Genomic DNA, 25,421 nt, shown 5'->3' with positions numbered 1-25,421 from the left:
GACCCAGATCGGCCCAATGGAGTACGTTCAGGAGCGGATCGCGACCCTCCACGATTTCGACTCGGCGGCCCCATCGGCTCCGACCGACCGGGCGGCGGTTGTCGTCCCGATGACCGACCGTGATCACGCTAGCCTGGCTGCCGAACGCGTCCTCTCGACGCTCGAAACCGTCGACCCCGGCGAAGTGATCGTCCCATTGCGAGCCAGTAGCGAGGCGCTTGCGGACGTCACAGCGTGGCTCTCGTCGTTCGATCTGCCACTGGCTGTCCTGTGGTGTTCGGCTCCCGCAGTCGAAACGACGCTTGCCGAGGCGGGGCTTGCCGGCCACACTGGCAAAGGCCGTGACGTCTGGCTCGCACTCGGAGTGGCGGCCGCTCGCGCGGAGTACGTCGTTGTCCACGATGCCGACGCCGAGAGCTACGCGGAGACGCACGTCCCAAGACTGCTGTTCCCGCTCGCTCACGGCTTCGACTTTTCGAAGGGGTACTACGCCCGCGTCGAAAATGACCGCCTCTACGGCCGGCTCTTCCGGCTCCTGTACGCGCCACTGATCGAGACACTGGCGGATGCCCACGACGCATCGATCCTCGAGTATCTGGGCGCGTTCCGGTACGCCCTGGCTGGCGAGTTCGGGGCGACGGCCGACCTCGCGACCCGACTGTCCCCGCCGCGTGGCTGGGGACTCGAGGTGAGTACGCTCGGTGATGCCTTCGAGGCGGTCGGATTCGACGGAACTGCCCAGGTCGATCTCGGCAGACACGAACACGACCACCGGGCCCTCTCCGGGCCGGCAGGGCTGGGCGAGATGGCGAGAGAAGTGGCCGACGCGTTGCTCACCGAAATCCAGGCCAACGGCGTTACACCCGACTACGAGACGCTCCCGGATCGGTACCGCGAGACGGCCCGGTCGTTCGTCGAGCGCTACGCCGCTGACGCCGCGTTCAACGACCTGACGTACGACCGCGACAGCGAGCGAACGCAGGTCCGGACCTATGCCGACGCGATTGAGCCACCGAGCGGCGAGCGGCTGCCAGCGTGGCGGGACGCCCCCGTCGACCCCGAGCGGATCGCCACCGTGGCCCGGGACGCACTCGAGGACCAGCTATCCTGACCGAGCCGCCCACGGCGTTGAAGGGGCTCGGGTTCGGACGACCAGTATGGACGTTTCAGCCGACGAGATCGCCGGGGTTGTCGACCTGTTCGACGCACTCCCGCGAGCGACACTCCGGACGGCGCTGTCCGAACTCGCGTTCAAGCGAGGCGAGGAGTCCGATCCTGCCGAATTCGAGGCCGACGTCTCACATGCGATTGAGACCTACCACCTGCTCGAACTTGCGGACGAGTCCGACGAGACACCGCTGGTCGTCGTCGGCCCGACGGCGTTTCCGCAACTCCCGGACGGGGCGAGTGACGTGCCACACATTCTCGATGTCGAAGCGCGGTCGATCGATCGCGACCGTCTCGGGGCGGCAGCCGCGGAACGCTTTCGGGCCGACGCGGGCCGGGCGGTCGATGCGGGCGACGACGAACGCATTCGCGAGTTACTCGACGTGAGTTACGAACTAGAAGCTTGGGGCCCGGTCGAACTCGATGCTGCTCGTACCCGACTCGATGCTGCCCTCGAAGGCACTTCCAGTGAGTGAGCCCCGAGCGAATTAAGGGCCGTCGAATCGTGTTTTCGATTATGAACCTTCGGCCGGTCGCCGAACACGACCCCGACACCGTGACCCACGAGCGGGAAGCAGCGGTGCTCGCCGGCGTGATCGATCGGGCGACCGGGCCGCACGTGCTCTTCACCAAACGGGCCGAGCACCTCGAAGATCACCCGGGACAGATGAGTTTTCCGGGTGGCGGGCGCGAACCCTGGGACGCGGATCTGGACGAGACTGCCCTGCGGGAGTCCAACGAAGAGATCGGGCTCGAAGCGACCGAGGCGACAATCGTCGGCCGGCTCGACGACATCCGGACGGTCAGCGCCTACGCGATCCGGCCGTTTGTCGGTCGCATTCCGGACCGAGAGTACGAGCCCCACGATGCCGAAGTGGCCGATATCGCCGTCCTGCCCGTCGCCGAATTGATCGACCTGGACAACTACGAGACAGAGTGTCGCGAGCACCCCACCGAGGGGTCAGTTCGCCTGCATTATTTTTACGTCAACGGCTACACCGTCTGGGGCGCAACCGCAAAGATGCTCGTCCAGTTGCTCGAACTGGCGACCGAGTGGGAACGCCCGCCCGGCCCTGACTGTCAAGCACAGCCGAACTCGCCGGTTTGAGCCAGTCTCGAACTCGATGCTACCCGACTGCAAAACGAAAGAAGCGCGCGACGTTACGCGTCGTCGTCGGTAGCTTCGTGGTCACCAGTCCCCTGGGGAGTGTCGGATCCGCTCACGGCGTCACCATCGCCGTGCTCGGCCTCGATGTCAACCGTCGTTCCGTCCTCGCTCTTTGGAACCTGGACGTGCAGCGTGCCGTTCTCCTGGAGAGTTGCACTGGCGGCGTCGCCATCGACCCTGGCATCGGCTGGCAGCGTTACCTGGCCGTCGAGCGTCAATCCGCGGCCAGGGAAGCGCATCTCGAAGCCCTCGCGTGGCTCACGGAAGCGATCGATCCGGATCTCGATCCGTCGGCCGTCGAGGCGCACCTGGACATCGCTACCCACGGCCCCCGGGGTGTCGAAGACAGCTAAATAGGCGTCCTCGCTCTCCAGCAGATCGACCGGTAGCGGGGTATGCTCTTGGGCGCGGCCAACGGCGCGGCCGACGTTCTCCATGACGTTCTCGCCGATGGATTCGGTGAACTCGCGGAGGTCTCGCATGTAGCAATCGTTCGGTCGGCGCGACCAAAGCCTTTGTGCCCGCGGCGAGCCGACAGAAATCAAGGCGATCCGCGGCCCGCTCGCGAGAAGTGGTTACAGTTCGATCGCTTCCAGTTGCGTCCCGCCACAAACCGGGCACTGGAGGTCTTCGGTCCCGTGGTCCTCGGGCAGGTCGTACGTGTAGTGCACCTCGAACATGTCCAGAAAGCACTCTGCGTCCGTACAGCGGACTTCTGACGTCGCGGGCATGGACGTGAGTTGGGCCGACCGACGGATACCGGTTACGCCAACCGGGGGACCTTTTTTGCTATGCTCGCACACAGATTCATCACGATGACAGTCCGAGAAATCCTCCTCGAACGCCGCTACGCGACGGTCGGGGGCGGCGCCCTCCTGGCGGGCGTCGTGGCCGGCCTCGTCGGTGCAGTCGCAAATTCCGGGGTCGCCATCGCGGTGGGACTCGCCCTCGCTAGCCCCCTCCTGTTCGTCCACGCCCACGAGATCGACTCCGACGCCTACGTGGCCCGCGAATGGACGGCCGTCGTCCTCGACGTCCTGGTCACCATTGCCGTCGCCGGGATCATCGGCGTCGGTGGCGTCCTCGCCGTCGAAGCAGTCTTGACTGGGGCCTCGTGGGCGCTGGTGGCCGTCGGCGCAGGGGGTGCCGCGGGTGGAGGATCGACGGCGTTCTGGTGGCGAACGAACGGACTCCAGACCTGAGTGATCCGGGCGGACCGGGACCGCTATCGTCGCCCGTCCACACCCGAGAGAGACACGGTTTTAGGCCTCGGACGGCTATCCATCGTCGATGACTGACCCCGCGGACCTCTCGGTGACGATCGTCGACGGCTACGTCGACGAGCCGGCCCACTTCGGCGTGCCGCCGTACATCTCCACGTATCCCCGGTACGTCGCCGGCGCACTGGTCGATGCGGGTGTCCCACGCCATTCAATAACATATCACACGATCGACGCCCTCCGCGAGGAAAATCGTCACTGGCAGGCTGTCGAGGACGCCGACCTGACGGTCTACGTCGGCGGGATGACTGTTCCCGGTAACTACGTCGGTGGGACGCCCGCCGAACCCGACGAAGTCCGGCGGATCGCCTGGATGGCCGACGGAACGAGTCTGATGGGCGGACCGATCCGATTCGGCGTCGGCGACGAAAACGAGGGGGCAAGCGAACCCGAGCGGGACGACCTGGACTTCGACTATGTGGCCGGGGCAGACGTCGAGGCCGCCGTCTTCGACCTCGTCGCAAACGGGCTGGAAGGGTTCGAGCCGCGCTACCGGACCGTCGAGGAGTCCTCGCGTTGGGCACGCGAGGGAGCGTTCGTTGTCGAACAACACCCCAATCATCCCGAGTATCTCATCTGCGAGATCGAAACCGGCCGAGGCTGTGCCTACCGGTGTTCGTTCTGTACGGAACCGTTATACGGCGACGCCACCTTCCGCGATCCCGACGCTGTCGTGGGTGAGGTCGACGCGCTGTCCGACCACGGCGTCGCCAATTTCCGGCTTGGTCGCCAGGCGGACATCCTCGCTTACGGCGGGGATGGCGAAGCTCCGAACCCCGACGCCCTTCGAGAACTCTACAGTGGCATCCGCGAGGTCGCGCCCGACTTGGAGACGCTGCACCTGGACAATATGAACCCGATCACGGTGGTGAAGTGGCCCGAGAAGGCCCGCGAGGGCATCCGGATCATCGCCGAGCACAACACGCCCGGCGACACCGCCGCCTTCGGCGTCGAATCAGCGGATCCGGCGGTCCAGAGCGACAACAACCTCAACGTCACCGCCGATGAAGCGATCGAGGCGGTTCGGATCGTCAACGAAGAAGGTGGTTGGCGGCCGGGAACAGACAGAGACAGCGGCCCAACGATTGGCGACGACGCCGCCCGAAGCCTCCCGAAACTCTTGCCCGGGATCAACCTCGTTCACGGGCTGAAAGGCGAGACGAGCGAGACGTTCGAACACAACAAGCGGTTTCTCCAGCGGATTCTGGACGAGGGGCTCATGATCCGGCGGGTGAACATCCGTCAGGTCATGGCCTTCCCCGGAACCAAGATGGACGAGACCGGGGCCGAGATTGCCCACGACCACAAGCGGCAGTTCAAAGAGTACAAACGCGAGGTCCGGGAGACGATCGACAACCCGATGCTCCAACGCGTCGCGCCGCCAGGGACGATCCTCGACGACGTTCACCTCGAATACCACCAGGACGGCAAGACGTTCGGTCGCCAACTCGGGACGTATCCCCTGCTGGTCGGGATTCCCGGTGAGCGCGAACTGGGAGAGACGATCGACGTGGCGATCACCGATCACGGGTATCGGTCCGTGACTGGTGTGCCCTATCCACTCGACGTCAACGCGGCGTCGATGGACGAACTGACGGCGATTCCGGGCATCGGCTCTCAGACTGCCGGCAATATCCTTGTCGATCGGCCACACGAGTCGGTCGAAGGGTGTGACGTCGACGCGCTTTCGACGTTCGCCGTCGAGTCTAATCACGTAGACTGACGCTGGGGGAGCCGAGGCAAAGAGGGCAGGAACCGGTACCCGCCGGATTGGTGTCGATCCGACGGGTGCGGCCGATCGGACTGGCTGTCTGTGGCGTCGTGCCGTGCCGGCTCTGTGAACCGACGTTCGCGGATGTCTCGGTATATGCACTTTCCCCGGAGTGAGCGATCGCAACGGACTTTTCGCGAGTCAGTGCCGAAAAGGCGTGGTATCAGAAGGTTCTTGGCGCACGCTGGCCGACGGCATACCAATGGCGTCAGCCGTCGCGGTGAGCGTCGTCCTCCCGGCGTTCAACGAGGAGGGTACCATCGAGCGGACGGTCACCGAGACGCTCGACCGACTCGGGGAATTTCTCCCGGCGGGAAGTTTCGAAGTGATTGTCGCCGAGGACGGGTGTGACGATCGAACCCCCGAGATCGCATCCCGGCTGGCCGAGGAAGACGACCGGGTCCGACACATCCATAGCGACGAGCGGCTGGGCCGGGGCGGGGCCTTAGAATATGCGTTCCATCGGGCGAGGGGTGACACACTCGTCTATTTCGACACCGACCTCGCCACCGACATGGCCCATCTGGAGGAACTCGTTGACTGCATCCGCACCGATGGCTATGATGTAGCCACAGGGTCGCGATGGCTACCCGACAGTGACGCCGACCGACCCAAGAAGCGGGGGATCCCGAGTCTGGGGTACAATACCCTGGTTCGATTCGTCCTGCGGTCGGAGCTCCAGGACCACCAGTGCGGGTTCAAGGCGATCGACCGGGACGCCTTCGAAACGCTGGCCGACGAGGTCGAGGACGACCACTGGTTCTGGGACACTGAACTGCTCGTCCGGGCCCAGCGCCGGGGGTTCGACGTCACGGAGTTTCCCGTCTCCTGGACGCCCAAGGGCGACTCGAAGGTCGATCTCGTTCGGGATGTCTTCGGGATGGGCAGTCAGATTCTGCGGACGTTCTGGCAATTGTCGGTGAGTCCGAAAATCACGCGGACGCGGAGCATGGCCGCCGGGACGGTCCTCGTCCTTGTGGCCCTCGCGCTGATGACGCTGTATCTCGATCCCTCGACGGTGCTCGAGGAGATGCGCGGGGCCGATCCGCTGCTGGTTGCCCTTTCGGGGCTGGTCTACCTGATTTCCTGGCCGCTCCGTGGGTATCGGTACCGGGACATTCTGGACGAACTCGGGTTCACCTCCGAGCGTACGGTACCCACCGAAAGACGCACTATTAATAGCATTCTGGACGAACTCGGGTTCACTTCCGACGTAGGCTTTCTGACAGGCACGATCTTCATCAGCCAGACCGGCAACCTTGTCTTTCCGGCCAGGCTGGGCGACGGTATTCGGGCGTACGTGATGAAGGCCCGCCGATCGGTCCCGTATCCGTCGGGGTTCGCGTCGTTGGCGGTCGAGCGCGTCTTCGATTTGTTGACGATTGCTGGGTTGGCTGGGGTCGTCCTCGTCGGCCTCGCCGTCGGCGATCCGGCGCGACTCGCTGGGCTGAGCGCGGAGTTGACGAACGGTCGCGAGAGTGGGCGGATCGGGCTCATCGTCGCCGCCGGGGTTGGTGTGGCGGCTGTCGGTGTGACCGTCCTGATCGTCCTGACGGCACGCTCGGAACGCAACTACGTCCGGGAGGTCGTCACCCGGTTTAGCGACGACGCCTACGCCAACTACGTCGCCGGGGTCGTCGGCAGCTTCGTCGGGGATGTCCAGCGAATCGCCAGCAACTCCCGTGCGTTTCTCCAAGTCGCTGCGTCCAGTGCGCTCATCTGGACGATCGACGTGCTAACCGCGATCGTCGTCTTCGCGGCCTTCGACGTTTCACTGTCGCTGGTCACGCTCGGAGTCGTCTGTTTCTTCGCCGTCAGTGTTGGCAATCTCGCGAAAGTGCTCCCGCTCTCGCCAGGTGGTGTCGGACTCTACGAGGGCGCGTTTACTCTCATCGTCGTCGGGCTTACGCCGCTGGCGGCCTCCGTCGCATTGGGCGTCGCGATCGTCGATCACGCGGTCAAAAACGTCGTGACGGTCGCCGGCGGGCTCGTCTCGATGGCCTGGCTCAACGTCTCGCTGACGACCGCCGTCGAGGAGAGCGCCGACGCCGAGGAAAGCGTCGAAACTGTACCGTCTCAGGACTGATCGGATCGTTCGTTTGCTTCATTACCTCTTCCGAGGCCTCCGACTGCTGGGTGCGTGCTCTAGCCAGTGCACAATCCTCACAGTGCACAATCCTCACAGTGCACAATCCTCACAGTGCACAATCCTCACGTACTTCAATGTGGGTGTTAATAGTCCCCAAACTCTACACAGACCTGCCACATCACCGAGGCGCTAGAGTCCACCAAAACTTTTTAATAGTTTTCGGAATAACCCATTGTTCACCGACTGACCGCCGGGTTTTTCGACGCTGCTGCCCGGTAGGGTTCGCCTTGACACTCATGAGCGATACAAACACTCGCACGCGACTCGACCGATCTTCGACAGTGGACGAACAAGAAGACGAATCGACCGACGTAGACTGTCCCGAATGTAGCGGGAAGCTCATCTCCGATACGGAACGTGGGGAGACTGTCTGTACGGATTGTGGACTCGTCGTCGAGGAAGACGAGATCGATCCCGGGCCGGAGTGGCGCGCGTTCGACGCCAAGGAAAAAGACGAGAAGTCCCGCGTCGGTGCGCCGACGACCAACATGATGCACGATAAGGGCCTCTCGACGAACATCGACTGGCGTGACAAGGACGCCTACGGTAATTCGCTTGGCTCCCGCCAGCGTGAGAAGATGCAGCGCCTCCGGAAGTGGAACGAGCGCTTCCGGACGCGGGACAGCAAGGAGCGCAACCTCAAACAGGCCTTGGGCGAGATCGACCGGATGGCCTCGGCGCTTGGTCTCCCCGAGAACGTCCGTGAGACGGCCTCCGTCATTTACCGTCGTGCCCTCGACGAGGATCTCCTGCCCGGTCGCTCGATCGAAGGTGTCTCGACGGCGTCGGTGTACGCCGCCGCCCGCCAGGCCGGTGTCCCGCGGAGCCTCGACGAACTGACCGAAGTGTCCCGCGTCGAGAAAGACGAAATCGCCCGCACGTATCGATACGTGGTCCGCGAACTCGGTCTCGAGGTCAAGCCGGCCGATCCCGAGAGCTACGTCCCCCGGTTTACCTCGGATCTGGAACTGAGCGAGGAGGCTGAGCGCCGCGCCCGTGAACTCCTCCAGAACGCCAAAGAGGAGGGGGTTCACTCCGGCAAGAGTCCCGTCGGACTGGCCGCCGCAGCGATCTACGCCGCCTCGTTGTTGACCAACGAGAAGACGACCCAGGCTGCGGTCTCGGAAGTCGCGGACATCTCCGAGGTCACGATCCGCAACCGGTATCACGAATTGCTTGAAGCCGAGCAGTCGATCCCCGCAGCTTGATCGCCTGTCGTTCCATCCCACAAGGAACTATCAGACCTGATAACCGAAGGGTCACGTTTAATCCGCCCCGAAACGGCAACGTAGGTATATGGCATCAGATTCGGGGACTGCGGATGCGGATGTGGACCTGAGCGGTTCGGCCGCTGATCTCGGTGGGTCGATCGACGAGCTCCTTCGGACCTCTGAGAGCGTCTCCCAGAGTTCCCAACAGATCAGTGACCTGGCGAAAGAACAATCGGAAAACATGCAGGAGGTCGCGGGCGAAGTGTCGAACCTCTCGGCGACAGTTCAGGAAGTCGCCTCGAGCGCAAACGAAGTCAAGGCCGTCAGCCAACAGGCTAGCCAACTTGCCGACCAGGGTCGGGACGTTGCCGACGACGCGATCGGCGCGATGGAGGCTGTCGACGACGCCAACAAGGACGTCTCGACTGACGTCAAACAACTCCGTGAGCGCATCGACGAGATCGACGAAATCGTCGAGGTAATCAACGATATCGCCGACCAGACGAATATGCTGGCGCTGAACGCCTCGATCGAGGCCGCTCGCGCCGGAGAGGCCGGAGAAGGCTTCGCTGTCGTCGCAAACGAAGTCAAGAGTCTTGCCGAGGAGTCCCAACAGAACGCGACCGAGATCGAGACCATGGTCGCGGATATCAAAGCCGAGACCGAGAGTACGGTTGGGAGCATCGAAGAGGCAAACGAGCAGGTCGAAGCCGGGATCGAGCAGGTCGGCGAGACGGTCGACATTCTCCAGAAGATCGACCAGGCGGTCACCGAGGCCGCCGAAGGGGCTCAGGAGGTCGCCGAGGCAACCGACGACCAGGCCGCCTCGACCGAACAGGTCGCTTCGATGGTCGACCGGACCGCCGAGACCGCCGAGGAGGTCGCCGACGAGATCGAACAGATCGCCGCCGCCAACGAGCAACAGGCTACCAAGGTCAACGAACTCCAGTCGATGCTTGATCGCGCCTAGACGCCTGATCTGCTCGACGCGCTCGGATCGCAAACCACGTCTTCGCTCGTCTTGATTTCGCTGTATGGAGACCGACCACGCCGTCCGCGTCGGTGACGCTCGCGAGTTATCGTTGCCTGGGGAGTCGGTGGAACTCGTCGTCACCTCGCCCCCGTATCCGATGATCGAGATGTGGGATGACATCTTCGCTAGTCTCGACCCGGACATCGGGACCGCACTGGATGCAGGCGACGGCGAGGCGGCCTTCGAGGCGATGCACGACGCCCTCGAAGCCGTCTGGACTGAATTGGCTCGCGTGCTCGTCCCCGGCGGCATCGCTGCGATCAACGTCGGCGACGCGACCCGGACGCTGGATCGGTTCCGACAATATCCCAATACGGCCGAAATCACGCGCCGAATGACTGAACTGGGATTCGATCCGCTCCCGGATATCGTCTGGCGGAAACCCGCCAACAGCGCCGCGAAGTTCATGGGCTCGGGGATGGTCCCGCCAAACGCCTATCCCACGCTCGAACACGAGTCGATCCTCCTCTTTCGGAAGGGGGCTCGTCGGTCGTTCCCGCCCGGCGACGAGACACGCTACGAGAGTGCCTACTTCTGGGAGGAGCGCAATCGCTGGTTCTCGGACCTCTGGGAGGTCAGGGGGACGGCCCAGGACCTCGATGCGGGACTGCGGGACCGATCGGGTGCGTTCCCGCTTGCGGTTCCGCTCCGGCTCATCCGTATGTTCTCCGTCCGGGGCGACACCGTTCTGGACCCGTTTTGGGGGACCGGGACGACGACGCTGGCCGCGATGCTGGCTGCCCGAAACTCCGTGGGCTACGAGATCGACCCCGATCTGCGGGCGGCCTTCGACGGGCGGGTCGAAGACATCCCCGAGCGTTCGCGTGATCGGACGCGTGAGCGACTGGCCCGTCACCGCGAATGGGTGGCCGAGCAGGGCGAGGGCGGCGCGGATCTCGCCTACGAGAACAACCACTACGAGATGCCCGTCCGCACGAAACAGGAGCGCCAGCTCCGGCTGTATGCCGTCGAGGTAATCAAGGGGACTGACGATGGCTATACCGCGACTCACGTCCCCATTGAGGAGTTCGCTTAAACCTTCTCGACAGTGTTCGACAAACAACCACCGACGAACTAGTTGCCGGGTACCGGTGTGTACTGATGTAACGTCTCGATCGCCTCCACGACCAGCGACTCAGCGAGCGTCCCCTGCAGATTGTCGAGATCACGGTCTTTGACCGTCGTCACGTACCATGGTGAAATGTACGCACGTTTTTCCGATCCACCGCGGATCCACGCGTCGTCGGGGACGGGGATGCTGTCCGGATGGCGTTGGGTCGTCAGGCCCACGACGATGGACTCTTCGTCCGCGAACGGGTGGGACGAATCGCTGACTACCAACCATGGTCGGTATGCCGGATCAGCTTTGTGTGGTGCTGGTCCCCACCAGACGTCTCCCTGGTCGCCACTCATGTGTCCGTTTCGTCCACGCCGGGCCCCCACTCGTCGGGGTCTTCCGCTCCCAGCCGTTCCGTCGCCGACCGCGCCGTCGACATCGAATTGAGCGTTGTTTCAACGTCGGCATCCGCGTTGATAGCCCAATACTCTCCCCGGTGTCGGAGGAGTTCACGATCTTCGAGACGGGAAAGCACGACACCCACGCTGCCTCGTTTGACGTCGGTCGCTTCGTGGATCTCCTTTGGCGTATATGCCTGGTCGGGGGACGAAGCGAGGAAGGACAGTATTTCCTCCGAATTCGTCCGCCCACTTGCCCGGAGTTCCTCGGACGGACTCTCTTCGAACTGTTTGATATCGATCGGCATGTTCGAGAGTACGTAATAGCAAGTAATAGATGTAATGGATACACTGGAACGAGGCACACCCTGTTGATCTGGCCCAAACGTGTGCCGCAACTGCTTGACGGAGCTCTTCGTGATACACGTTGGGGAGTTCCGTAACGAGGTATGAGGCGGGGCGTTTTTGCTGCATGGCTACCCACACCCGGTATGGACTTCACGTCGTTCAGACTCGCGGCTGCCACCGCCAATCTGGACTCCGAACCCGACGCTCGCGCGCACGCCGACTTGATCGAGTTGCGCATGGATCTGGCCGAGGACCCCCTCTCCCAATTGTCGGCCTACGACGGCGAGTTACCGGTGCTGGTCACCAACCGACCGACGTGGGAGGGCGGCGAAGCCGACGACGACGGCCGCCTGACCGCACTCCAAGCAGCTGTTACGGACGACGCCGTCGAGGCAGTCGACATCGAACTCGCGACCGCTCGTGACGGCGCTGCCGGTGCGCTGATCGAAACAGCCCGCGAACACGACGTCAGCGTGATCGTTTCGACACACGATTTCGAGGCGACGCCGCCGATGGGCGAGTTACAGGAGATGCTCCGGGCTGCTTGTGAATACGGTGACGTCGGGAAGCTGGCGGTGACGGCTAACAGTCCGGACGACGTCCTCGACCTGCTGGTCGCCACCCGCGCGGCGACGGTCGAAGGTCACACCGTCGCGACGATGGCGATGGGCGAGGCCGGCCGTCACTCCAGAGCGGTCGCGCCGATTTATGGCTCGAAGATCGGGTATGCGCCCGTCGAACCCGACGAGGCGACCGCGCCCGGCCAGTACGACCTGGCGACGCTTTCGACCCTGGTCGAGCAATTGTCCGAGGACGACTGATCGACGACTTAGGTTGAAAAGGTTAACGTCGGCTGCTGCCCATCGTCTTTGTAGTGACTAACGGCAACTCGCGGCGGCGCGCGTGGCTGGCGGCCGGACTGTCTATTCTCCTGCCTGGGCTCGGACACGCCTATCTTCGGCGCTGGGCCCGCATGGCACTGTGGTTCGGCTTCATGATCGCCTTTGCGGCCATGCTCGTCGTGCTCCCGATTATCCCGGTAGAGACGTTCCCACAGGAATTCTCTGTCGATGCCTTCGTGCAATTCCAGCGCTCCCTGCCGACGAGCGTGGATATCGCGCGATGGCTGGTGACCGGACTCATCACCGTCGACGCGTTTGTCATCGCGCGACAGGAGTCAACCGAACAGACCGTCGACGCTGGACACCGCTGCCCCGAATGCGGCAAAGAACTCGACGACGACTCGCTTTCGTTTTGCCCCTGGTGTGCGACGGAACTGGAACCCACAGCGGACACAGAAGAGTCGCGCCCGTAGCGGCCGCCGGTATTGCCGATTACTTCTCGATGATGGATTCCTCGACAGCCTCGCCGAAGTGTCGGGCTTGATCTTCGTGATAGACCAGGACTTCGTCGCCGACTTCGAGGTCAGTCACTGCCGTCCGATCGTCCGGCGTCGCGACCTTGATCGTCTCGGCGTTTTGGAGTAGCGTCTCGATCTGATCGCCCTCGTCGGTCTCGGCCTGGACGCGGAACATGGGCCGTTGCTCGATTTTCGCCCGACCCACGATCGCCTCGCCGGTCGTCCCATCGCGGTTGACGACCTGCACCTCATCACCACTCGACAGCTCAGAGAGGTACTTCGTCTCCCCGCCGGGCGTGCGAACATAAGCGTGGACTGCGCCGGCGTTGACCCGGAACGGGCGGGAGGCGACGTAGGGCGATTCGGCCGTCTCGGCGTGGACGAAAAAGAGCCCGCGAGCCATCGACCCGACGAGCATCCCCTCGTCGTGATCCATGATCGAGCCCGTATCGACACAGACGCGGTCGGCCGAGCCAGTCTGCTCGATGGCGGTGATTTCGGCGTACTGCAGATCGAGCGTCTCCCGCCCGATGGCGTCCCGGATCTCACAAGTCTCGCGGATCTCGTCGGGATTGTCGGTATCGAGCAGGACGGCGTCAGCGCCGATCTCCAGGGTCTCGTAGGCTGTTCGGGCATCCTCGGCGGTCTGGACGCCGGCGATCAGCGTCGTCTCTTCGCCGACCCGAGCGATGAGGTTTTCCAGAGGAATGATCTGCCAGTCCTCGCCGACGACGATCGTGTACTCGGCGTCTTCGGCGACTGCTTCCGCGAAGGCTTCGTACTCCTCGTCGAGAATACGAACGTACCCGCCCTCGGCACCGTCCAGTCCACGTAACGCCGATAGATCCGCCGACCCGGAGAAGTCCGAGGGAAGATCGACTGTGCCGTCGCCCTCTCCGTCTTTCCCGACGATACCTGCGTCAGCGGCCGACCCATCGACGCCTTCGGCTTCCATGACGTGGACATCGTCGCCGGCGAAGGCGGCGACGTTGACTTCGCCGAGGTCGCGAACGCGTTCGATATCGTGTTCGTCGACCAGTACCCAGTCGACGCCGGCTTCTAGTCCCGCGGTGATGCGACGCTTGCGCGCCTCCCAGTCACCGACTTCGTCGTCGGCTTTTAGCCACACGGAGCGTGTCATATGTCCACGCTCGCGGCGGGCCGGCTTGAACGTGGCGGAACCTGCTATCGCCGTTCGCGATGGGCGGCATTGGGGCGGTCGACCGTGAGCAGTCGTTCAAACTAGGTAGTGAGGTGGATTCCCCGCCCCACCGTGGGCGGGGCAGTTGAACAGTTAAGACCATGGACGTTGAATCCATCCCATATGGCTGAATCAAGTGACAGCGATACCTACGAGAACCGGCTGTTTGAGGTGGCCGAACAGTTGCAGGTTCCCGATAGCACGCTACAGATATCGCGCGTTCGACTGGATCGACTCGGTGGCGACGCCGACATCGAGGAGGGACAACTCGACAGCATCGCCCCGGCGGTGTTGGCGCTGTCTTGTCGCGAAGACGGGCTGCCGCTGTCGGATCAACGCATCGTCGAGACGTGGCTCGACGTGTTAGACGAGGATATCGAAGTAGGATCGGTCGACGCCGATCGGCTGCCCGACCAGATCGAGGCCGTCGCCGATCGCCTCGACATCGATCACCCACCGGCCCGACCCGACAGACTTCTGGATCGCTACGCTGAGGCATTCGACGCGTCCGAGGCGCTGGTCGCTGTCGCCCATCGGATCCTCGCTGACGCCTACGCGGAGTCCCCTCGGGCTGTCGCCGAGGCGTCCTCGCCGAGCGAAACGGCCGCGGCGGCACTCGTTCTTGCCGCCGAGATCAACAGCGTCGATGGATACGGGCCGAGTGACGTCGCGGATGTCGGCGCGGCTGGTGGCGTGACGATCAAGAACCGCTTCAAGGCCTTCCGGGACGCACTCGGCGAGGACACGCTCCTTTCGAGTGAGCGCTACCGCGTCGAGGCGGCCGATGTCGATGCTGCAACGGGCGAGCCCGGAACGGAACCGGCGGCCGAAGAAGTAGCGACCGAGATAGGGGACGACCAGGCACCGATTTCGGATGCGGAGTCTTCCCAGCCAAGCGAGCCGGATGTGGCTGCCGAGACGACTGAAACGCCAGCCGCGGATCAACCGGACGAGACGGATGAGCCGGCCGAGCCGGCAACCACCACTGACACTGACAGCAATGGCGACCCCGAAGCCAAGGAGAGCCCAAAAGCGACTGTCCAGAGCATCCAGCAGGAAATCGACGGGCTCGCTGCGGCCGTCGATGCCGGAGCGTCGCTACGACTATTCGCCCGAGGGCTCGTCAGCGAGGCGGCCGAGGACGTTGCTGTCGACGCGGCAAGCGAGTTCGCTGGTGCGGCGCTGATCGCCAGCGGTCGGCTCAACGACGGCGACCTCGATCCGGGGACGGTCGCCGCCGAGCGGGCCTTCGAGCCCAGGGCGCTGTATCACTGGATCGACCGTCTCGACGAGCGTTCGGACGTCGACATTCCCCGCCGGTCGGCAACTGACGTCGTCGAGGATCTCGTGGTGGAACTCGATCTCTCAGAGACCGTCCAGGAAGAAAGTCGTCGCGCGATTGAACAGTATCGCCTGGATGCGGACGGGTCCTTCGCCGCCCCTGAACTGGCTGCCGGGGCCGTCTTCTTCGCCGCGACGACGGTGGGTGAACCCGTCGACGTCGACGAACTCGCCGACGCTATCGGGTTCGCGCCAGAGAATGTCTCCGATGCGATGAACAGCGTCTTCGTCTCGCTGTGTCGGGGCCTCCTACGTGGCGAAATCGAGTACGACGAGTGTAGCTGGACCGACGAACTCCTAGACTCCGATCACATCGCCGAGATCGGCGACTCTCACACGGGGCGCGTGGTCGCCGCGGCAAAGACGTACATCGCGGGTCGCGAAGGCGAAACCGTCGACGACGGCACGCTCGACGTGTTGCTCGCCGAGGACTGATTGGACAGCGTTCGAGCCGTCGTTTTCAGTTACGGGACGATCCTGAACTCGACGGCGACTGACGGGTCGGGTATCTCGCCGTCGTACGTTCCAGATTCGACGAGTCCATGGTAGACAAACCGATACTCGCCGGGCGGCATCGATGTGCAGGGTTCGTATCCCCACTCGGAGAAACCGTTGTCAGTGAGTCGGACTGTCCATGTGTATCCGCTTCCGGGTTCGTGGGTGACGAGCGTCGCGTTCCACCCCGTGCGCCCTTCCTGAGCTCCCAGGACAGTCTGCCACTCGCCGTCGACGTACCGCTGGAGGACGAACATACGTTCGGTCCCGGTGCCGTGGGATTCGTCGTCGACGTTCCGGAGGGTAATTTCGAGACTGTCGCCGCGCGTCAGCGTCGTCCGGTTGGCTTCGATCGTGAAGTTGGCGTCCTGTTGGGGAAGGAAATCCGTCGTGATGCCGATATCGAGGCGTTCGAGGTCGCCGGTGCAGTCGGTAATTCGGTCGGTTGTCGTCGTTTCGGCCGACGGCGATCCGCTCGAGTCGACGACGCCCAGACACCCGGCCGTCGTGACCACGAGAGCGATGGCGATCACTAGCGGAGCCTTTTCGAACATAGCTGGACGATGCCGCCGGTCCCCTCTGTAGCTATCGAGTACCCAAACGCGCGTTTGACCGGCAGATACACTCAAGGGACGGCGCGCCCGAACGGCGATATGCAGCAGTTCGGAGGGATTCGATGAGTCGCTTACTGCCCGGTCGGCCCGATCCCGCCACGGAGGATCGAGAGCCGACGATGCTCGCTCTCGACGACGATCGCGCCGACGAGGTCTTCGATGCGCTGGGTTCGGAGACTGCCCGGACAATCTTGCAGTCGCTCCACGCCGATCCGAAACCCGCCTCGGAATTGACTGCTGAAGTGGATACCACGCTTCAGAACGTCCGGCATCACCTCACGAAACTCGAGGCCGCCGACCTCGTCACCGTCGTCGACACCTGGTACGGGGAGAACGGTGCCGAGATGGACGTCTACGCGCCAACCGACGAGGCACTGGTGTTGTTCGCCGGCGAGGATCCCGAGTCGTCACTCCGAACGCTGCTTGGGCGGTTGGTGGGCGTCTTTGGGATGCTTGCGTTCGGCGCACTCGCCGTCGCCATCGCAGCCAGTCGATTCCGTGGGTCCGAGCCAGCACACCTCTCTTCGGGCAGTCCCAATGTCAGCAGCGACTACACTGTCGCGTTCGAGCCAATCACGTCAGATCCACTCCTCGCCGCGCTGATTTTCGTCGCCGGCGGGCTGCTTTCGATGGCGACGTTGGTAGTGATCGATCGGGTCCGCACCGAGTAGGCCCCTAGATGTCGACCGCGAGGCCGGCACGCTCGGCGGCATCGTCCGCGCTCGCGTCGTCGTGGACCACGGCCGAAATGGCCTGCGTGATCGCCTCGGGGCTCTCGTGCTGGAAAATCGATCGGCCCATCGAGACGCCTGCCGCGCCGCCCTCGATCGCCCCCTCGACCATCGCCAGGGTCTCGCGATCGGTCCCCTTCGAGCCGCCGGCGATCAGGACTGGTTTGCTGGCAGCCGTCGCGACGCGCTCGAAGCTCTCGGCGTCGCCACTGTAGGCGGTCTTGATCAGGTCTGCCCCGACCTCTTCGGCCAGCCGGACGGCGTGGGCCAGCGCGTCGGGGTCGGATTCGTCGATGCCATCCCCCCGGGCGTAGGCCATCGCCAGCACTGGCATGCCCAGGCGCTCAGCGTCGCTGGTTACTTCCGCAAGCTGTGAGAGCTGGTCGGGTTCGTACTGGCTGCCGACGTTGATATGAAAGGAGACGGCGTCGGCCCCGGCCCGGACGGCGTCTTCGACGGTCCCCGTCGGGCGCTTGTCCTCTTCGTCGGGGCCGATCGTCGTCGAGCCGTTGAGGTGGACGATGAACCCGGACCCGTTGAGGTTGCCGTGGACGCGACCGGCGACACCCTTCTGGGTGAGGACGGCGTCCGCGCCGCCGGCCGTGATCGCGTCGACCGTCGATTCGAGATCCGTGAGGCCTGTGACTGGCCCCATCGTAAGGCCGTGATCCATGGGGACGACGAGGTACCGCCCCCCTGTCCCGATACGTGCGAGGCGTGCAGCGTTGCCGGCAGTCATTGTGTCAAGGTGTGGCAAGTGACGGTTATGTGCGTTCCGGTCCCGGCGTCCCGACCACACAGTATCATCGTCCCCTGGCGACGTATCGCCCGCCCGTCCCAGAGACGGAAGAGTATATACGATACCCTCGTCTGCATCCAGACACCATGGACCGAGACTTCGCCGAGCGCGTCACGCGGGTCGAGCCGAGTGCGACCATCGCCATCAGCAACCTTGCCGCCGAACTCGAAAGCGAGGGCGTCGACGTCGTCGACCTGAGCGTGGGCGAACCGGATTTCGACACGCCCGAGAACATCAAAGACGCCGCCAAAGCCGCGATGGACGACGGCGCGACTGGCTACACGCCTTCTGACGGCATCCCGGAACTCAAGGACGCCATCGTCGAGAAGCTGCACGACGATGGACTCACCCAGTACGGGACCGAGAACGTCCTCGTGACGCCGGGCGGCAAGCAGGCCCTCTATGAAGTCTTCCAGACGCTGATCGACGGCGGTGACGGGCGAAGCCCGTCAGCCAGCGGGACATCGTCCCGCTCTGGTGACGAAGTGGTCCTCCTCGATCCCGCGTGGGTTTCCTACGAAGCGATGGTGAAACTCGCCGGCGGGAGCCTCGCCCGCGTCGACACCGCCGCCCACGACTTCGACCTCGAACCCGCCCTCGATGACCTGGCGGCGACTGTCTCCGATGAGACGGAACTGCTCGTGATCAACTCGCCGGGCAACCCCCACGGGTCGGTCTACTCTGACGCCGCCCTGGAGGGCGTCCGGGATCTGGCCGTCGAGCACGACATCACGGTCATTTCCGACGAGATCTACAAGGAGATCACCTACGACGGCCGCGAGGCGACGAGTCTGGGTACCCTCGATGGGATGGCAGACCGGACGATCACGCTCAACGGCTTCTCGAAGGCCTACGCGATGACTGGCTGGCGGCTGGGCTATTTCGCCGGCCCGGAAGACTTGGTCGAGCAGGCCGGGAAGCTCCACTCCCATTCGGTCACCTGCGCGGTCAACTTCGTCCAGCACGCCGGGGTCGAGGCTCTGCAAAACACCGACGAGAGCATCGCGGAGATGCGTGACGCCTTCGCCGAGCGGCGGGACATGCTGGTCGACCTCTTTGCCGAACACGGCAAGGACGTGCCGGTGCCGGAAGGTGCCTTCTACATGATGTTGCCGGTCAGAGAGGACGATCAGGCCTGGGCCGAGGAGGCCGTCGAAGAGGCCGCAGTCGCCACGGTCCCGGGCAGTCCCTTTGGGACGCCGGGCTATGTTCGACTTTCGTATGCGGCGAGTCGGGAGCGCCTTCGCGAGGCCGTCGAGCGACTGGCCGAAGCGGACTTGCTCTGAACGGACTGGTTCCTACTGGCCGTCCCGCGTATGCAGAATTCGCTCGATGATATCTCCGGTCGATAGCACTGCACCCTCGTAGTCGGGATCACAGGCACTGGCCCGCCGGACCGCACAGTCGATCCCGCGCTCGGCCAGGGCGTCCGCAATGTCCGTCCGGTCGTGGTGCTGGTCGTAGCCCAGCACCAGAACATCGGGATCGATCCGCTCGACGGGCACGAAGATGTCTTCGGGGTGGCCCAGGTGGGCCTCGTGGACGGGATCGAGCGCGCCGACCATCTCGCGACGCTGGGCGTCGGGGAGGATCGGCGGTTCCTTGTGGGTGACGTTCTCGCCGCGAGCGACGATGACGTGCAGTCGATCGCCCATGGTTGCTGCCTCCCGGAGATAATGGAGGTGGCCCGGGTGGAGCAGGTCGAACGTCCCCTGGGCGAGGACGTCGGTCCGTATTCTGTCTGGATCCGGTGACGACCCGCTCTCGCTCATCGCCAGCCCTCCCGACTGTCGCTCTCCTCGCGGAGTTCACGATCGATGTCTTCCTGCGTGAAATCGAAGAAGCTCTCCTCGGGCGGTTCGACGTCGATCACGTCCAGGTCGGTCGGCTGCCCGTCACTGTCGAAGGCCTGCCAGTCGTCGCGTTCGTAGGGCGCACCGACGATGATGTGGACATCCCCGCGCTGGAAGGAGGCGCGGTCGGCGTCGCTGGGCTGGAGGACGCCGTTCGGGTGGGAGTGAACCGAGCCGACGCTCTGGATGTCGTTGGGGATCATGCTCGTCTTGACAGTCGCGCTGACGGCGTTGGACTCGGTGCCGGGGATGACCAGTACGTCCGTGACGACCGTCCCCTCCCGGTCGAGGCCGAGCGAGCGGGCGTCTTCCCCGCGGAGCATTCCCATGTACTCGTGGGGGTGGCTGTCACGACTCGCCGCCAGGGCAAAGGACAGTGCCGCCTCGGCAATGCCGATGACACCCTCCGAGCGGAACAGCCGCATGCCACAGCGTCCGGCCGGACGCCTTCTAAGGGTTCCGATGCTGGCAGTCGCGGTCGCGGAGACGGTCTCGAAGGCCGCTCCAGCCGCGTTTCCAAAGGTTGAAACGGAAACGACGCCGATTTACCTTTAACATGTCCGACGGATCTCTTGACGACGGCAACGGTGGGGCCGAACAGTCGGCCGACGACCGGCCAGTCGTCTACGATCTTGATCCTCGCTGCCCCTTCGAGGACGTCGAGGAAGGGGCGATGTATCACGCGACAGTCAACGGCGTCGTCGAGTACGGCGTCTTCGTCGATCTCTCCGAGGAAGTCTCCGGCCTGGTCCACGAGTCGAATCTCCAGGGGGGCTACGACCGTGGTGACAAACTCATCGTCGAGCTCGAAACGGTCCGGGAGAACGGCGATCTGGCCTTCGCCGAGCGGCGGCCGACCGACTACCGGACGGTCGCCGTCGACCACGACAACGGCATCAACGGCGACGATCTCGAAGCACAGGTCGGCGAATCAGTCCGTCTCGATGGGGAGATCGTCCAGGTCCGTCAGACCGGCGGCCCGACGATCTTCCAGGTCCGGGATGGCGATCGCATCGTCCCCTGTGCGGCCTTCGAGCAAGCCGGCGTGCGTGCCTACCCCGATGTGGAGATCGGTGACCTCGTCGCCGTCCGGGGCCGCGTCGAGGAACGCGAGGGCAGCCACCAGATCGAGGTCGAGTCTCTGGACGTTCTCGACGGCGAGGCTGCCGAGGATCTTCAGGACCACTTAGACGCCACGATCGCCGAGGCGGCCGAGCCACACGATGTCGAACCGCTCATCGACTGGCCGGCTCTCGATCCGCTCCTCGAGGAGCTCGAGGGTGTCGCTCGACAGCTCCGGAAAGCCGTCCTCGAAGGCCGGCCGATCCGGATGCGCCATCACGCCGACGGTGATGGCCTCTGTGCCAGTGTTCCGCTCGCGGTCGCCATCGAGAACATGGTCGAGGACGTCTACGCCGACGGCGACGCCGCTCGGCATCTCCTCAAACGGTTACCCTCGAAAGCGCCCTACTACGAGATGGAAGACGTGACGCGTGACCTCAATCACGCCCTGGAGAGTCGCGAACGGCACGGTCAGCAGCTCCCACTCTTGGTCATGCTTGACAACGGCTCGACCGAAGAGGACACGCCGGCCTACCGGAACCTCGCCCACTACGACGTGCCGATCGTCGTCATCGACCATCACCATCCGGATCCCGAGGCCGTCGAGGGACTTGTCGACGCTCACGTCAACCCGTACCTCCACGGCGAGGATTACCGGATCACGACGGGCATGCTTAGCGTCGAACTCGCCCGGATGATCGATCCCTCGTTGACCGACGAGCTCCAGCACGTCCCCGCCGTGGCCGGCTTGGCCGACCGCTCGGAAGCCGACACGATGGACGCCTATCTCGATCTCGCCGCCGACGCGGGCTACGAACCGGCAGACCTTCGGTCCGTGGGCGAAGCACTCGACTACGCGACCCACTGGCTGCGCTACAGCGCCGGCGACCCGCTGATCACCGACGTGTTGAACGTCGACTGCGACGACCGCATGCGTCACGAAGAGATCGTCGACTTCCTCGCCACACGAGCCGAACGGGACGTCGAGGACCAGCTCGATGCCGCGATGGACCACGTCGAACACGAGTCACTGGACAACGGCGCGGCACTCTATCAGATCGACGTCGAGAACGCCGCCCGCCGGTTCACCTACCCGGCACCGGGCAAGACCACTGGCACGATCCACGATCGCAAGGTCGAGGAGACCGACGACCCGGTCATCACGATCGGGTACGGGCCGGACTTCGCCGTCCTGCGAAGCGATGGCGTTCGGCTTGACATCCCGGAGATGGTCGAACAGCTCCGTGAGGACGTCCCGGGCGGCGGCGTCAGCGGCGGCGGTCACCTCGTCGTCGGGTCGATCAAGTTCGTCGAAGGCAAACGCGAAGCCGTCCTTGGTGCGCTGATCGAGAAGATGGCGGCCGCAGAGATCGACGAGGAACTCCACAGTTCCGCGGCATTGCCTGACGGCGTTTAAGATGGGCTCAGCGGCCGCGACGTCGCTGTTCGATTATCCGTAGGCCTCGATCAACTCCCGCGTCGTCGCCTGGACGTCCCGCTGCTCGACGAACGCCGCGAAGGCGGATCGTGCGTCCATGAACGCCTCGGCTGGGACCTGGGATTTGTTGCCGCCGGGGTGATCACGGGCTTGTTTGAAGTTATCGTACTGGTTCTGGAGGAAGGGTGGGTACTGGTCGAGACTGATGTCCCGGCGCGGCGGGATCGACCCTTTGATTCGATTGACGGCTTCGAGGGCCTGTGGTGAGGCGACGAACTCCAGGAACGTCTTTGCGTCTGCTTCTTTGCCACTGCCGGCACCGGCGACGACGGCGTCCATTGCCATGACGTAGACGCCGTCGGTTCCGGGGAACGGGACGTGGCCCCAGTCTGATTGGTAGTCGAATCCCTCGACGTCGTCGTAGGCGCCGGCGACCCAGTCACCCTGGTGGAAAAACACCGACTGGCCGTCGATAAAGCGCTCGTTGGCTTCGACCATGCCGAGGAAACTGGAGTGTTCGCGAGCGAGGCCGATGTAGCCGTCGAGAATCTGGAGGGACGCTTCGATCTCGCGTTCGTGGCTCCGTGCGTCGCCTTCAGTCACTTCGCGGTAGGCCGAGGCACCGAACTGACCGATGAGGATCTGAGACCACAACTGCAACACCGTCCAGGGGTTTTTCATCGGCTGTTCGAGGCCGACGATGCTACTCCCCTCCGCGAGCTGTTCGAGCACTTCGAGCAACTCGCGTGGATCGTCGATACGGCTGGGGTTGATCCCGCGCTGTTCGGCGAGTTCAACGTTGTAGAACAGGTTGTTCTTCCGGTGGATGTCGAAGGGCACGCCCACGATGTCCCCATCGAAGGTGACTTTCTTTCGCGGGCCATCGATAAACGCCTCTTTGAGGCCGTTTGTCTCCCACATTTCGGTTAGATCGAGTAGCGCGCCGGCTCGGTAGTACGGATCGAGGTTGCTCCCTGGCCACTCGAAGAACACGTCCGGTGGGTCCTTTCGCAGGAACCGACTCTTGACATTCAGGTCGTGGGCGTTGTTGCTGTAGACCTGCTCGGTGATCGAGATGGACGAATGCCTGCCTTGACAGTCTTCTAGTAGTCTATCGAAGGCGTTCCGGCCGTCTCCTTCGCCGAAGAAATGTGCGACTTCGAGGGTATCTTGGCAAGATTCTCTCTCTTTTTGCGGTGCAGAGCCCATCTCCCACGCTTACGAGCGGAACGCGGTTAACTTGCGTGTGACAGTATCAAACAGGAGAACTGCACTCGTGATCGTCTGCGGGCGCTTGCGGGTTCGGGCTGGCCTGAAAGGCGATACGCCGCCCGACGATCCCAGCGACTGAGAGGATGGCCAAGACAGCGACGAGTAGGCCAGCCGTCACTCGCCAGATGGCGGCCTGCCAATCCTCACGGAAGACACGATCGTAATACTGAGCCGGTCCGTTCCCGTCCAGAGCGATCACGACCTCTCGATTCTGTCGGGCCGAGTGGTCGTTCCAGTTGAGGCTGCCGACGAGTACTTCCTCGCCGTCGACGATCACGCCTTTCGCGTGTATCTTCTCGAAGCGGTCGCGTGGCCGGGCTAGTCTGACTGATAGCGGTGCATCGTGTCGGTTTGCCCAGGTTGCAAGCGAGTCGGCGACAGCTCGATTGTCCTCGCGGGCGTACCAGGCACGCGAGAGCAGGAGTCGGACCGCTACCCCTCGCGTGGCTGCCCGTTTCAACGCCCGGACGAACGACTGGTCGGGCCCACCGACACTGACCTGGATGACGTGAATCGATTCCGTTGCGGCGTCGAGACGGTTGATGACGGCCGTTTCTGCGTTTTCGGGCGCGAGCAGTATCGACGCGTTTCTCACCCTGAACGTCCGTGGTCGGTATCGCTGCTGGAATGTCTGGGTTGCCTTCTCGCTGTCCGCACCCGAGAGATCACTCCTGAACTGCTCCCAGGCCACGGCGTCTCGCCAGCCGGCGTCTGCCTGGAACGTCGAAACGAGTGCGGCCGTCATCTCTGGTTGGGTGAGCACGACCCCCCAGCCCCGTGAGGACCGTCCGCCGGTACCGGCCGGTTTCCAGTTCTCGGTCAGGACGACCGCGCGGTCGTCGACGACGGCGTACTTGGCGTGATGGTGATCGACGCGTGCATACGGCCCGTCGACGACCCGAACGGAGACGTTTGCGGCGACCAGCCGATCGAGGAGCCGTGCCTGGCTGGCCGTCATCCCGCCAACTGGCCCGCCTTCAAGCAGCACACGGACGTCCACGCCTCGCTTCTCGGCGGCGATCAGCGCCGCAGTGGCCTTTCGAGAGCTGAACGTGTATCCCGCCAGAAGGACGCGATCGTCGGCGCTCCGCAGTAGGTCATTCGGCAGCCCACCCGCATCGGGGAACACGAACGTCCGTACCTGCCCGGGGCCGGCCGTCCGGACAGGAAAGTCTGTCTTCCCGAGCGACCGCCAGGTGAGCGTGCCATTATCGACGTGGCCGACCCGTCCCTCAGGCGCGTCCGTATAGCTGAGACGGGCCCGAATCCGGTCTCCATCGCTGAGGGTCACGTTCTCGCCACTGTTGGCGAATGCTACGTGGTCGTCGAGTTCAAATACTGTCGCATCGGTGCGGTTTCGGACTAGATCCGGATTCATCGAGAGGGCGATTTCACCTGACACCGTCACGTTCGGCAGCTCGACTGTTTTGTGATCGTCCGACAGTGTCCAGCCGGTCAGGTTCGTCTCCGGGGGCACCGAGAGGACGACGTACTCGCCCGCGTCGTCGGGGGCCACCGGATTGGGATAGATTGTGACGATTTCGACTCCCGTAGGTTCGGGTTGCGCGCCAGCAACGACTGCACCGCTCGCGAGCAAGAGAACCACCACCACCAGCATGGCCAGCCCCCTGGACACACGGGGACTGGCTGCGGTCACCTATTTGAACAGACGG

Annotated in this window: 26 protein-coding genes; 15 read left to right on the top strand and 11 right to left on the bottom strand. The window is 63.9% G+C overall.

The features are described 5' to 3' along the window. Positions 1-16: 16 nt before the first annotated feature. The 3 genes from HZR20_RS07025 to HZR20_RS07015 are packed head-to-tail and all read left to right on the top strand — an operon-like array spanning position 17 to position 2,275. Positions 17-1,111, top strand: coding sequence for a glycosyl transferase family 2 (locus HZR20_RS07025; RefSeq protein WP_181685882.1), 1,095 nt, complete (start codon positions 17-19; stop codon positions 1,109-1,111). A 46-nt stretch (positions 1,112-1,157) separates the two neighbouring features. Continuing rightward, positions 1,158-1,643, top strand: coding sequence for a DUF7109 family protein (locus HZR20_RS07020; protein ID WP_181685881.1), 486 nt, complete (start codon positions 1,158-1,160; stop codon positions 1,641-1,643). A 41-nt stretch (positions 1,644-1,684) separates the two neighbouring features. Then, the gene (locus HZR20_RS07015; protein WP_181685880.1) at positions 1,685-2,275 is read left to right on the top strand and encodes an NUDIX hydrolase; all 591 of its coding nucleotides are present in this window, start codon (positions 1,685-1,687) and stop codon (positions 2,273-2,275) included. Positions 2,276-2,328: 53 nt separating this feature from the next. Here HZR20_RS07015 and HZR20_RS07010 read toward each other — a convergent pair whose 3' ends face one another. Continuing rightward, complete coding sequence (locus tag HZR20_RS07010; protein ID WP_181685879.1) at positions 2,329-2,817, bottom strand: Hsp20/alpha crystallin family protein; 489 nt, start codon at positions 2,815-2,817, stop codon at positions 2,329-2,331. Positions 2,818-2,910: 93 nt separating this feature from the next. Then, positions 2,911-3,066 (bottom strand): DUF7559 family protein, encoded by a 156-nt coding sequence (locus tag HZR20_RS07005; RefSeq protein WP_181685878.1) that lies wholly within the window; start codon positions 3,064-3,066, stop codon positions 2,911-2,913. Positions 3,067-3,150: 84 nt separating this feature from the next. Here HZR20_RS07005 and HZR20_RS07000 point away from each other — a divergent pair, with 84 nt between their 5' ends. The 6 genes from HZR20_RS07000 (at position 3,151) to HZR20_RS06975 (ending at position 10,815) form a co-directional block, all read left to right on the top strand. After that, complete coding sequence (locus tag HZR20_RS07000; RefSeq protein WP_181685877.1) at positions 3,151-3,537, top strand: hypothetical protein; 387 nt, start codon at positions 3,151-3,153, stop codon at positions 3,535-3,537. A gap of 88 nt (positions 3,538-3,625) precedes the next feature. Continuing rightward, positions 3,626-5,338, top strand: coding sequence for a radical SAM protein (locus HZR20_RS06995; protein ID WP_181685876.1), 1,713 nt, complete (start codon positions 3,626-3,628; stop codon positions 5,336-5,338). 250 nt (positions 5,339-5,588) lie between these two features. Next, positions 5,589-7,472, top strand: a complete 1,884-nt coding sequence (locus tag HZR20_RS06990; RefSeq protein ID WP_181685875.1) for a flippase-like domain-containing protein — start codon at positions 5,589-5,591, stop codon at positions 7,470-7,472. A 299-nt stretch (positions 7,473-7,771) separates the two neighbouring features. Next, positions 7,772-8,743, top strand: coding sequence for a transcription initiation factor IIB (locus HZR20_RS06985; protein ID WP_181685874.1), 972 nt, complete (start codon positions 7,772-7,774; stop codon positions 8,741-8,743). A gap of 88 nt (positions 8,744-8,831) precedes the next feature. After that, positions 8,832-9,716 (top strand): methyl-accepting chemotaxis protein, encoded by an 885-nt coding sequence (locus HZR20_RS06980; protein ID WP_181685873.1) that lies wholly within the window; start codon positions 8,832-8,834, stop codon positions 9,714-9,716. A gap of 64 nt (positions 9,717-9,780) precedes the next feature. After that, positions 9,781-10,815: a DNA-methyltransferase gene (locus HZR20_RS06975; RefSeq protein WP_181685872.1), complete on the top strand. Its 1,035-nt coding sequence runs from the start codon at positions 9,781-9,783 to the stop codon at positions 10,813-10,815. A gap of 38 nt (positions 10,816-10,853) precedes the next feature. Here the strand turns inward: HZR20_RS06975 and HZR20_RS06970 are convergent, their stop codons facing one another. Further along, entirely contained in the window at positions 10,854-11,192 is a 339-nt protein-coding gene (locus HZR20_RS06970; protein WP_181685871.1) for a type II toxin-antitoxin system PemK/MazF family toxin, read from the bottom strand. Beyond that, positions 11,189-11,542, bottom strand: coding sequence for a MarR family transcriptional regulator (locus tag HZR20_RS06965; RefSeq protein ID WP_181685870.1), 354 nt, complete (start codon positions 11,540-11,542; stop codon positions 11,189-11,191). Before HZR20_RS06965 ends, HZR20_RS06970 begins: the two co-directional genes overlap by 4 nt. Positions 11,543-11,725: 183 nt before the next feature. On the opposite strand from HZR20_RS06965, the gene HZR20_RS06960 reads away from it, so the two are divergent. Both HZR20_RS06960 and HZR20_RS06955 read left to right on the top strand, forming a co-directional pair. After that, the gene (locus tag HZR20_RS06960; protein ID WP_181685869.1) at positions 11,726-12,403 is read left to right on the top strand and encodes a type I 3-dehydroquinate dehydratase; all 678 of its coding nucleotides are present in this window, start codon (positions 11,726-11,728) and stop codon (positions 12,401-12,403) included. 53 nt (positions 12,404-12,456) lie between these two features. After that, positions 12,457-12,897 carry a zinc ribbon domain-containing protein gene (locus HZR20_RS06955; RefSeq protein ID WP_309484904.1) on the top strand — a complete coding sequence of 147 codons (441 nt, stop codon included), beginning with the start codon at positions 12,457-12,459 and terminating at the stop codon, positions 12,895-12,897. A 19-nt stretch (positions 12,898-12,916) separates the two neighbouring features. Here HZR20_RS06955 and HZR20_RS06950 read toward each other — a convergent pair whose 3' ends face one another. Continuing rightward, positions 12,917-14,083, bottom strand: a complete 1,167-nt coding sequence (locus HZR20_RS06950) for a 3-dehydroquinate synthase II (RefSeq protein ID WP_181685868.1) — start codon at positions 14,081-14,083, stop codon at positions 12,917-12,919. A gap of 183 nt (positions 14,084-14,266) precedes the next feature. Between HZR20_RS06950 and HZR20_RS06945 the strand changes: the two genes are divergently transcribed. Beyond that, positions 14,267-15,919 (top strand): hypothetical protein, encoded by a 1,653-nt coding sequence (locus HZR20_RS06945; RefSeq protein WP_181685867.1) that lies wholly within the window; start codon positions 14,267-14,269, stop codon positions 15,917-15,919. Between the two features lie 29 nt (positions 15,920-15,948). Here HZR20_RS06945 and HZR20_RS06940 read toward each other — a convergent pair whose 3' ends face one another. After that, positions 15,949-16,533 (bottom strand): immunoglobulin-like domain-containing protein, encoded by a 585-nt coding sequence (locus tag HZR20_RS06940; RefSeq protein WP_181685866.1) that lies wholly within the window; start codon positions 16,531-16,533, stop codon positions 15,949-15,951. Positions 16,534-16,655: 122 nt separating this feature from the next. Here HZR20_RS06940 and HZR20_RS06935 point away from each other — a divergent pair, with 122 nt between their 5' ends. Further along, positions 16,656-17,264: an ArsR/SmtB family transcription factor gene (locus tag HZR20_RS06935; protein WP_181685865.1), complete on the top strand. Its 609-nt coding sequence runs from the start codon at positions 16,656-16,658 to the stop codon at positions 17,262-17,264. A gap of 4 nt (positions 17,265-17,268) precedes the next feature. On the opposite strand, the gene HZR20_RS06930 is transcribed toward HZR20_RS06935, so the two are convergent. Continuing rightward, complete coding sequence (locus tag HZR20_RS06930; RefSeq protein WP_181685864.1) at positions 17,269-18,063, bottom strand: 2-amino-3,7-dideoxy-D-threo-hept-6-ulosonate synthase; 795 nt, start codon at positions 18,061-18,063, stop codon at positions 17,269-17,271. A gap of 146 nt (positions 18,064-18,209) precedes the next feature. Here HZR20_RS06930 and HZR20_RS06925 point away from each other — a divergent pair, with 146 nt between their 5' ends. After that, the gene (locus HZR20_RS06925) at positions 18,210-19,409 is read left to right on the top strand and encodes a pyridoxal phosphate-dependent aminotransferase (protein ID WP_181685863.1); all 1,200 of its coding nucleotides are present in this window, start codon (positions 18,210-18,212) and stop codon (positions 19,407-19,409) included. A 12-nt stretch (positions 19,410-19,421) separates the two neighbouring features. Here the strand turns inward: HZR20_RS06925 and HZR20_RS06920 are convergent, their stop codons facing one another. Further along, positions 19,422-19,895, bottom strand: coding sequence for an adenylyltransferase/cytidyltransferase family protein (locus HZR20_RS06920; protein ID WP_181685862.1), 474 nt, complete (start codon positions 19,893-19,895; stop codon positions 19,422-19,424). Beyond that, the gene (locus HZR20_RS06915; RefSeq protein ID WP_181685861.1) at positions 19,892-20,401 is read right to left on the bottom strand and encodes a Mov34/MPN/PAD-1 family protein; all 510 of its coding nucleotides are present in this window, start codon (positions 20,399-20,401) and stop codon (positions 19,892-19,894) included. The genes HZR20_RS06920 and HZR20_RS06915 overlap by 4 nt, the downstream gene beginning before the upstream one ends. Positions 20,402-20,532: 131 nt before the next feature. Here HZR20_RS06915 and HZR20_RS06910 point away from each other — a divergent pair, with 131 nt between their 5' ends. Next, positions 20,533-22,455, top strand: coding sequence for a DHH family phosphoesterase (locus HZR20_RS06910; RefSeq protein WP_181685860.1), 1,923 nt, complete (start codon positions 20,533-20,535; stop codon positions 22,453-22,455). 33 nt (positions 22,456-22,488) lie between these two features. Here the strand turns inward: HZR20_RS06910 and HZR20_RS06905 are convergent, their stop codons facing one another. Both HZR20_RS06905 and HZR20_RS06900 read right to left on the bottom strand, forming a co-directional pair. Next, entirely contained in the window at positions 22,489-23,685 is a 1,197-nt protein-coding gene (locus tag HZR20_RS06905) for an ABC transporter substrate-binding protein (RefSeq protein WP_181685859.1), read from the bottom strand. 46 nt (positions 23,686-23,731) lie between these two features. Next, positions 23,732-25,366 (bottom strand): phospholipase D-like domain-containing protein, encoded by a 1,635-nt coding sequence (locus HZR20_RS06900; protein ID WP_181685858.1) that lies wholly within the window; start codon positions 25,364-25,366, stop codon positions 23,732-23,734. Between the last annotated feature and the right edge of the window lie 55 nt (positions 25,367-25,421).

The organism is Halorhabdus salina, assembly GCF_013839425.1.
GTDB classification, from domain to species: domain Archaea; phylum Halobacteriota; class Halobacteria; order Halobacteriales; family Haloarculaceae; genus Halorhabdus; species Halorhabdus salina.
This window is presented reverse-complemented; position numbering and strand designations above follow the sequence as displayed.

Excerpts from the sequence above, each read along its gene's own strand:
- HZR20_RS07025 (WP_181685882.1), top strand. The coding sequence starts at position 17 with ATGGAGTACGTTCAGGAGCGGATCGCGACCCTCCACGATTTCGACTCG.
- HZR20_RS07020 (WP_181685881.1), top strand. The coding sequence starts at position 1,158 with ATGGACGTTTCAGCCGACGAGATCGCCGGGGTTGTCGACCTGTTCGAC.
- HZR20_RS07015 (WP_181685880.1), top strand. The coding sequence starts at position 1,685 with ATGAACCTTCGGCCGGTCGCCGAACACGACCCCGACACCGTGACCCAC.
- HZR20_RS07010 (WP_181685879.1), bottom strand. The coding sequence starts at position 2,817 with ATGCGAGACCTCCGCGAGTTCACCGAATCCATCGGCGAGAACGTCATG.
- HZR20_RS07005 (WP_181685878.1), bottom strand. The coding sequence starts at position 3,066 with ATGCCCGCGACGTCAGAAGTCCGCTGTACGGACGCAGAGTGCTTTCTG.
- HZR20_RS07000 (WP_181685877.1), top strand. The coding sequence starts at position 3,151 with ATGACAGTCCGAGAAATCCTCCTCGAACGCCGCTACGCGACGGTCGGG.
- HZR20_RS06995 (WP_181685876.1), top strand. The coding sequence starts at position 3,626 with ATGACTGACCCCGCGGACCTCTCGGTGACGATCGTCGACGGCTACGTC.
- HZR20_RS06990 (WP_181685875.1), top strand. The coding sequence starts at position 5,589 with ATGGCGTCAGCCGTCGCGGTGAGCGTCGTCCTCCCGGCGTTCAACGAG.
- HZR20_RS06985 (WP_181685874.1), top strand. The coding sequence starts at position 7,772 with ATGAGCGATACAAACACTCGCACGCGACTCGACCGATCTTCGACAGTG.
- HZR20_RS06980 (WP_181685873.1), top strand. The coding sequence starts at position 8,832 with ATGGCATCAGATTCGGGGACTGCGGATGCGGATGTGGACCTGAGCGGT.
- HZR20_RS06975 (WP_181685872.1), top strand. The coding sequence starts at position 9,781 with ATGGAGACCGACCACGCCGTCCGCGTCGGTGACGCTCGCGAGTTATCG.
- HZR20_RS06970 (WP_181685871.1), bottom strand. The coding sequence starts at position 11,192 with ATGAGTGGCGACCAGGGAGACGTCTGGTGGGGACCAGCACCACACAAA.
- HZR20_RS06965 (WP_181685870.1), bottom strand. The coding sequence starts at position 11,542 with ATGCCGATCGATATCAAACAGTTCGAAGAGAGTCCGTCCGAGGAACTC.
- HZR20_RS06960 (WP_181685869.1), top strand. The coding sequence starts at position 11,726 with ATGGACTTCACGTCGTTCAGACTCGCGGCTGCCACCGCCAATCTGGAC.
- HZR20_RS06950 (WP_181685868.1), bottom strand. The coding sequence starts at position 14,083 with ATGACACGCTCCGTGTGGCTAAAAGCCGACGACGAAGTCGGTGACTGG.
- HZR20_RS06945 (WP_181685867.1), top strand. The coding sequence starts at position 14,267 with ATGGCTGAATCAAGTGACAGCGATACCTACGAGAACCGGCTGTTTGAG.
- HZR20_RS06940 (WP_181685866.1), bottom strand. The coding sequence starts at position 16,533 with ATGTTCGAAAAGGCTCCGCTAGTGATCGCCATCGCTCTCGTGGTCACG.
- HZR20_RS06935 (WP_181685865.1), top strand. The coding sequence starts at position 16,656 with ATGAGTCGCTTACTGCCCGGTCGGCCCGATCCCGCCACGGAGGATCGA.
- HZR20_RS06930 (WP_181685864.1), bottom strand. The coding sequence starts at position 18,063 with ATGACTGCCGGCAACGCTGCACGCCTCGCACGTATCGGGACAGGGGGG.
- HZR20_RS06925 (WP_181685863.1), top strand. The coding sequence starts at position 18,210 with ATGGACCGAGACTTCGCCGAGCGCGTCACGCGGGTCGAGCCGAGTGCG.
- HZR20_RS06920 (WP_181685862.1), bottom strand. The coding sequence starts at position 19,895 with ATGAGCGAGAGCGGGTCGTCACCGGATCCAGACAGAATACGGACCGAC.
- HZR20_RS06915 (WP_181685861.1), bottom strand. The coding sequence starts at position 20,401 with ATGCGGCTGTTCCGCTCGGAGGGTGTCATCGGCATTGCCGAGGCGGCA.
- HZR20_RS06910 (WP_181685860.1), top strand. The coding sequence starts at position 20,533 with ATGTCCGACGGATCTCTTGACGACGGCAACGGTGGGGCCGAACAGTCG.
- HZR20_RS06905 (WP_181685859.1), bottom strand. The coding sequence starts at position 23,685 with ATGGGCTCTGCACCGCAAAAAGAGAGAGAATCTTGCCAAGATACCCTC.
- HZR20_RS06900 (WP_181685858.1), bottom strand. The coding sequence starts at position 25,366 with ATGCTGGTGGTGGTGGTTCTCTTGCTCGCGAGCGGTGCAGTCGTTGCT.